Genomic DNA, 6830 nt, shown 5'->3' with positions numbered 1-6830 from the left:
ACCCCGCCCAGGACTTCAGGGCGCGTGGTGCGCGCGGCATGGGGCTTGATCTTCTCGACGAACGCGTCGCCGGCCTCGATGTCTACTCCGGACTGCTTGTAGGTCGTTCCCACGGGCCGGCCTTGTACCCCTCCCGGGGGCCCCTGTCTCGGGCCTCGGATGGGACGTGTCGGGTTTGCGGCGGCTCGCTGCCCTGGGGCGCCCGCACGATATCGGTCTGGGATATTTGACCGGTGGGGTGGGGGCTGATTGACTCGCGGGCCAGATGGGCGCCGAGGAAACCCTCTTTCAACGTTTTGGCAAGGAGTTCCCCAAGGGCACCGAGCTCTTCCGCGAGGGAGAGATCGGCAAGGAGATGTTCGTCATCCAGTCCGGGAAGATCGCCATCTCCAAGCGCGTACGCGACGTGGAGAAGGTGCTCGCGGTCCTGGGGCCGGGCGAATTCTTCGGGGAGATGGCCATCATCTCCAACAAGCCCCGGAACGCCTCCGCCGTGGTGCATGACGACGCGAAGCTGCTCGTCATCGATCCCAAGACCTTCGAGGCGATGATCCGCGGCAACGCGGAGATCGCCGTGCGGATGATCAAGAAGCTGGCCGAGCGCCTCTCCGAGGCGGACGCCCAGATTGAAAACCTGCTCCACGGCGACCCCGCCAGCCGCGTCGTCCATCAAATCCTCCAGGCCTGCCAGACGCGCGGCCGGCCGCTGGAGGAGGGCGTGGAGGTGGACTTCGCCGTCCGGGAGATGCCCCGGCAGATTGGCGTGGGCGAGCCCGCCGTGCGCAGCATGCTGGAGCGCCTGGAGCGCGCGGGCCTCATCGAGCGGAGCGGCGACAGGATCACCGTGTACGACACGGCCCGGCTGCATGACTTCCTCAACTACCTCGAGATGAAGTGGAAGTTCGGAGACCTCTAGCGTGAAGCTGCAAGTCCTCGGGTGCCACGGCGGCGAGCTTCCCACGTGCAGGAGCACCTGCTTCCTCGTGGACGACGTGCTCGCGCTCGACGCGGGCGCACTCACCGGCACGCTCTCGTTGGATCAGCTCTGCAAGGTGGACGACGTGCTCGTCGGCCACAGCCACTTCGACCACGTGAAGGACCTGCCGCTGCTCGCCGACCTGGTCATCGGCCGCAGGGACAAGCCCGTCACCATTCATGCCTCCCGCGAGTGCGCGAAAGCGCTGCGCGAGAACATGTTCAACAACTCGCTGTGGCCGGACTTCACGCGCATCCCCACGCGCAACAAGCCCGTCCTGGCCATCAAGACCTTCCGCGCCGGCAGCACCTTCCAGGTGGGCCCCTACACCGTGAAGAGCGTGCCGGTGAGCCACCCCGTGGAGTCGTGCGCCTTCATCATCAGCGACGGCAAGACGTCGCTGGCCATGAGCGGCGACACCGGCCCCACGGACAAGCTGTGGAAGGCGCTCAACGCCACGAAGAACCTGAAGGCGCTGCTGCTGGAAGCCAGCTTCCCCAACAGCCTCCAGGCCCTGGCGGACATCTCCGGCCACCTGACGCCCGCCACCGTGGGCTCGGAGCTGCGCAAGTTCGACCGCAACGGCGCCCAGGTGATGCTCTACCACCTGAAGCCCGCCTTCGTGACCCAGCTCAAGAAGGAGCTGGCCCCGCTGCCCGTGAACGTCCTGGAGCTGGGCGAGACGTTCCAGTTCTAGGGACGTGCCGCGGCGCGGCGTACGCGGGTATTGACGGCCCGAGGCGGGCGGATTAACCCCCGGGCCTCATGGCCTGGTTCTCCAAGAAGCCCCGCATCGCCGTCGACTCAGAGAAAGCCGCCGAGCCCCAGCCCTCCCGCATGCAGGGACTCTGGGCCAAGTGCGAGCAGTGCGACGAGATCATCTACCGCCAGGAGCTCGAGAAGAACTGGATGGTGTGCATGCACTGCGAGCACCACCACGCCTGGACGGCTCGCGCGCGGCTGGCGGCCACGTTGGATCCGGACTCCTTCGAGGAGTTCGACAAGGAGCTGGAGCCCCAGGACCCGCTCGGCTTCACCGACTCCAAGAAGTACAAGGACCGGCTCAAGTCCACGCGCAAGAACCTGGAGGAGAACGATGCGTTCATCTCCGGCGTGGGCCGCATCGAGGGACACCCCGTCTCCATCGGCTCCTTCGTCTTCGAGTTCATGGGCGGCTCCATGGGCTCCGTGGTGGGTGAGAAGGTCACGCGCGTGTTCGAGCGCGCCTTCGAGCTCAAGTGCCCCGCGGTGGTGTTCTCCGCCTCTGGCGGCGCGCGCATGCAGGAGGGCATCTTCTCCCTGATGCAGATGGCGAAGACGTCCGCGGCCATTGCCCGCTTCCGCACCAGCGGCAAGCCGTACGTCTCCGTGATGCTCAACCCCACCACGGGCGGCGTGGCCGCGTCCTTCTCCTGGCTGGGCGACATCATCCTCGCGGAGCCCAAGGCCCTCATCGGCTTCGCCGGCCCGCGCGTCATCGAGCAGACCATCCGCCAGAAGCTGCCGGAGGGCTTCCAGCGCTCGGAGTTCCTGCTGGACCACGGGATGATCGACGCCATCGTCCACCGCAAGGACCTGCGCGGGAAGCTGGGGCAGATCCTCGGCATGCTGGGGTAGTGCAGCGAGCTTCCACCCATGGACGCGCCCCGCACCCCCGAAGCGGCCCTGCGCTTCTTCCAGGCGCTCAACCCCTCCGGCATCAAGCTGGGGCTGGAGCGGGTGAGGGACGCGCTCGCCGCGCTGGATCACCCGGAGCGGGACTACCCGGCGCTGCACGTCGCCGGCACCAACGGCAAGGGCAGCACCTGCGCCTTCGTGGCGCGCGCGCTGGAGGCCGCCGGCCACCGCGTGGGGCTCTACACGTCTCCGCACCTGGTGCGCGTCAACGAACGGATCCGCGTCTCCGGTGAAGACATCCCGGACGCGATCTTCGGGCAGCGCATCCTGGAGGTCCTGGAGCGCTACCCCTCCGCGCTGTCGGATCCGATGACGTACTTCGAGTTCGGCACCGTGGTCGCGCTCTGGCACTTCTCCCGCGAGCGCGTGGACGTGGCCGTGCTGGAGACGGGCCTGGGCGGCCGGCTGGACGCCACCACCGCCGCGAACCCTGTCGTCACGTGCGTCACCCCCGTGTCCTTCGACCACATGGAGTACCTGGGGCACTCGCTCCGGGAGATCGCCGGGGAGAAGGCCGGCATCTTCAAGTTCGGCGTGCCGGTGGTCCTGTCCCGGCAGGAGCCGGAGGCCCTGGACGCGCTCCTGCGCCGCGCGGAGCAGCTCGCCGTGCCCGTCCAGGTGGAGCGCCGCGACTTCGGCATCGACCTTGGGTCCGATGGGACGCTTTTCTACCGGGGACCCGCCTGGTCGCTCGACGGCCTCACGATTTCGCTGCGCGGTCCGTATCAGCACCAGAACGCGGCGGTGGCCCTGGCCTGTCTGGAGGCCCTCCATGCCCGGGGCGTAGCGGTGACGCCGGAGGCCGCGCGCGAGGGGCTGGCCACGGCGCGCTGGCCGGGGCGGCTGGAGGAGGTGTCCCAGGATCCGACGGTGGTGGTGGACGGCGCCCACAACCCGGCGGGCGTGGCGGTGCTACTGGAGGCCCTGGACTCGCTCTATGCCGGGCGGCCGTTGCACCTCGTCTTCGGGGTGGTGGCGGACAAGGACCGGGGGCCGATGATGCGAGCCCTGTTTCCGCTGGCGGCCTCTGTTCACCTCACGCCGCTGGACACGCCGCGCTCGCTTGCCCCGGAGCGATACATCGCTGAAGCACGGATTTTGTGTTCACGGGTCGCCGCGCACTCCTCCCTGGAGGAGGCCCTTGCCGGAGCGAGGGCTGATGCAGTGGGTCGTCCGGACGGCGTGGTCCTCGCTACAGGCTCACTGTTCCTGGTAGGCGCCGTGAAGCGATGGGTTGACCGAAGCCTTGGCGCGATGCGGTATCAGCAGTAACTTTGCGACATGCGCCTGCCGGACTGGAGATCAGCGCTTCCGGGACCTCCGATGCCCACCGTCGATGAGGTCGACTTCCGGGCGCTGTACTCCAAGACCAACTACGTGGTGGAGACGGCGGACGGCTGGTCGCTCGTCATCACGCGCTACCGGCCGGTGAAACAGGCGTTCGCGCAGCCGCTGTTCGGGGAGCCGCTGCTGCTGGTGCACGGCTTCTCCCAGAACCGGCACACGTGGACGAGCGGCCAGTTCGTCAAGAACCTGCTCTTCTTCGGCGTGGACATCCACATCCTGGAACTGCGCGGGCACGGCAAGAGCTCCATCGCCTTCCAGAAGGAGCGCGCCGAGCGCTTCAAGCGCCCGCTGCCGCAGGACCTGGACTACGGCTGGGACCTGGACAGCTACTTCCTCTACGACCTGCCGGCGGCCGTGTCCGGCGTCAAACGCATCACCCGCCGCGAGCGCGTCTTCTACTGCGGCCACTCCATGGGCGGCATGCTGGGCTACGGCTACGCCGGCATCCACGACGACTTCGAGGGGCTCATCACCATCGGGTCGCCCGCGGACCTGGGGCGCGGCTTCATGCTGCTGCGCATGCTGGCGCACGGCTCGCCGCTGCTCGCGGGTGCGGTGGACATGACGCTGGGCGGGCTGAACCTCAACCGGCGCGCGTCCTCGCTGGGCCGCTCGCTGCTGGCGAAGGGGGCGGGCGCCTTCAGCCCCGCGCTCCAGAAGCGCCTGGAGCCGGACGCGTCCAAGCCGCTCGTGTTCAACGCGGTGCCGGTGGACGTGGTGCTCAAGTGGGTGGAGCGCCAGCTGTCGCAAGCGGACGAGTCCGCGCTGTATCAGCGCTTCACGCGCAAGCTGAACCGGCTCATCAACACGGAGCGCGTCAGCCGGGACGACATCCGGTGGCTGCTGCGCGAGGGCGGCGAGCGCGAGCCCCGCAAGGTGATTGAACAGTTCGCCCGGTGGATCCGCCGGGGCGAGATGGTCTGCTACCGCACGGATTACGACTTCAAGCGCGGCTTCGGGAAGATTGAAATCCCCATGGCCATCATCTTCGGGGACCTGGATCCGCTGGCATCCGTGGAATCCACCCGCAGCGTCTACCGCGCCGCGAAGAGCGAGTACCTGCTGTGGCGGCCGGTGAAGGGCAACAGCCACGTCGAGCTCACCATGGGGCACGACATCCGGCAGATCTGCTACGACATCAAGAACCTCATCGAGTACACCCGCACGCACCGCACGCGCTCGCCGGCCCTGCCGCGCTTGCGTTGAAGCGCGGACGTTCCGGCCAGACTGAAAAGTTGGTGCCTCCCGGGTGCGTGATAATTTCGCGCGCGTCTGTCTTCTGACGCATGTCACGGGAGTGGTCGATGAGGGGCTTGGCGGTGTCTCTGCTGGGATTGTGGCTCGTGCCGCTGGTGGCGCTGGCGCAGCAGCCGGCGGATTACAACACCATCACCTCCGTCAACGTCAGCGGCGGGACGGTGGAGATCTCCGGCAGCAAGAAGCCGGACTTCAACAGCTTCACCATGACGGACCCTCCGCGGCTCGTCATCGACGTGTCCGGCGCCGTCTTCAAGGACGTGCCCGAGGAGCTGCCGGTCGGCAATGGCACCGTGACGGGCATCCGCACGCAGGCCTATGGCACGGAGTCCTCGTCCATCGCGCGCATCCTCATCGGCTATGAGCGCGAGGTGGAGACGGACATCCAGACCTCCGGCAACAAGCTGGTGGTGAAGGTCCTGGGCAGCGGGGGCGGCGCGGTCGTCGCTCAGGTAACCCCCTCGGAAGGGCAGGGCACCCCCGCGCAGGGGGCCACCGCGGCCAACACCCAGGCCGGCTCCAACGCGCAGGACGCGGCCCGCGCCGCCGCGTCGGACCGGGAGGCGCAGGAGAAGGCCGTGAAGGCCGCCGCCGACGCCGCCCGGGCGGAGCGCGAGGCCCAGGAGAAGGCCGCCGCCGAGGCCACCGCCCGCGCCAAGGCGGATGCGGACGCGGAGAAGAAGCGCCAGGAGGAGGCCCAGGCCGCCGCGAAGCGCCAGGACGAGGAGCGCCGCGCGTCGGAGCAGGCCGCCGCCGCGGAGAAGAAGCGCCAGGAGGAGGAGGCCCAGGCCGCCGCGAAGCGCGCCGAGGATGAACGCCGCGCCACCGCGCAGGCCGCCGCCGACCAGAAGCGCCAGCAGGAAGCGGACGCGAAGACCGCCGCCGAAGAGAAGCGCGCCGCCGCGCAGGCCGCCGCCGAGGAGCGCCAGGCCGCCGCGAAGACGGCCGCGGAGCAGAAGCGCGCCGCCGCGCAGACCGCCTCCGAGGCGAAGCGCCTGAAGGATGAGGAGCGCCAGGCCGCCGCGCAGGCCCGCCGCGAGGAGCAGCAGTCGGCCCGCGAGGCCGCCGCCGACCAGAAGCGCCAGCGTGCGGCGGAGGCCCGTGAGCGCCGCGAGCAGGCCGTGGCGGCCCGTGAGTCGCGCGCCCGCCCCAGCCAGGGCAGCGCCGCGGCCGAGTCGCGCGAGAGCGGCGGGGGCGCGGTGTCGTCGCGCCGCAAGACGATGACGCAGATTGGCTTCCAGCAGCAGTCGGACAGCTCGCGCGTCTTCGTGCGCACCAACGAGCCGGTGCGCTACACGGTGGGCACCTCCGGCAATCAGGTGGTCCTGGAGCTGGAGAACACGCGCGTGGTGGAGTCCAACAACACGCTGCCCCTGGACACGCACTTCTTCCCGTCGGCCGTGTCGCGGGTGGAGGCGTTCTCCGGCGCGGGCCAGACGGTGCGCGTCGTCATCCAGCTGAAGCAGGGGGTTCGCTATGAGACACGCCAGGAAGGCGGCCTCATCACCCTCGACTTCCCGCGCCCGGGCCGGTAGGACGGGGCGGGCGCCGTTGCCGGCACGGCGCCCACCGC

General features: G+C 69.2%; 6 protein-coding genes and 1 pseudogene. 6 read left to right on the top strand and 1 reads right to left on the bottom strand.

Features of this window, described 5'->3' with window-relative positions:
* Nucleotides 1–113: pseudogene (locus D7Y11_RS16660) on the bottom strand (phosphoribosylformylglycinamidine cyclo-ligase); the annotation flags it as partial.
* A 152-nt stretch (nt 114–265) separates the two neighbouring features.
* On the opposite strand from D7Y11_RS16660, the gene D7Y11_RS16655 reads away from it, so the two are divergent.
* The 6 genes from D7Y11_RS16655 (at nt 266) to D7Y11_RS16630 (ending at nt 6792) form a co-directional block, all read left to right on the top strand.
* Nucleotides 266–916, top strand: coding sequence for a Crp/Fnr family transcriptional regulator (locus D7Y11_RS16655; RefSeq protein ID WP_120549954.1), 651 nt, complete (start codon nt 266–268; stop codon nt 914–916).
* 1 nt (nt 917) lies between these two features.
* A complete protein-coding gene (locus tag D7Y11_RS16650) occupies nt 918–1673 on the top strand; it encodes an MBL fold metallo-hydrolase (protein ID WP_120580707.1) in 756 nt (251 codons plus the stop codon).
* A gap of 68 nt (nt 1674–1741) precedes the next feature.
* A complete protein-coding gene (accD, locus tag D7Y11_RS16645; RefSeq protein WP_120580706.1) occupies nt 1742–2593 on the top strand; it encodes an acetyl-CoA carboxylase, carboxyltransferase subunit beta in 852 nt (283 codons plus the stop codon).
* Between the two features lie 18 nt (nt 2594–2611).
* Complete coding sequence (locus D7Y11_RS16640) at nt 2612–3925, top strand: folylpolyglutamate synthase/dihydrofolate synthase family protein (RefSeq protein WP_199753741.1); 1314 nt, start codon at nt 2612–2614, stop codon at nt 3923–3925.
* A gap of 9 nt (nt 3926–3934) precedes the next feature.
* The gene (locus tag D7Y11_RS16635; RefSeq protein ID WP_126934174.1) at nt 3935–5206 is read left to right on the top strand and encodes an alpha/beta fold hydrolase; all 1272 of its coding nucleotides are present in this window, start codon (nt 3935–3937) and stop codon (nt 5204–5206) included.
* Nucleotides 5207–5304: 98 nt separating this feature from the next.
* A complete protein-coding gene (locus D7Y11_RS16630; protein WP_169822070.1) occupies nt 5305–6792 on the top strand; it encodes an AMIN domain-containing protein in 1488 nt (495 codons plus the stop codon).
* Nucleotides 6793–6830: the final 38 nt, after the last annotated feature.

Source organism: Corallococcus sp. AB018 (genome assembly GCF_003986945.1).
GTDB classification, from domain to species: domain Bacteria; phylum Myxococcota; class Myxococcia; order Myxococcales; family Myxococcaceae; genus Corallococcus; species Corallococcus exiguus.
This window is presented reverse-complemented; position numbering and strand designations above follow the sequence as displayed.

Bases quoted from the DNA above. Each gene is read 5' to 3' on its own strand.
- D7Y11_RS16630 (WP_169822070.1), top strand. From the start codon at position 5,305: ATGAGGGGCTTGGCGGTGTCTCTGCTGGGATTGTGGCTCGTGCCGCTG.
- D7Y11_RS16635 (WP_126934174.1), top strand. From the start codon at position 3,935: ATGCGCCTGCCGGACTGGAGATCAGCGCTTCCGGGACCTCCGATGCCC.
- D7Y11_RS16655 (WP_120549954.1), top strand. From the start codon at position 266: ATGGGCGCCGAGGAAACCCTCTTTCAACGTTTTGGCAAGGAGTTCCCC.
- D7Y11_RS16640 (WP_199753741.1), top strand. From the start codon at position 2,612: ATGGACGCGCCCCGCACCCCCGAAGCGGCCCTGCGCTTCTTCCAGGCG.
- accD (WP_120580706.1), top strand. From the start codon at position 1,742: ATGGCCTGGTTCTCCAAGAAGCCCCGCATCGCCGTCGACTCAGAGAAA.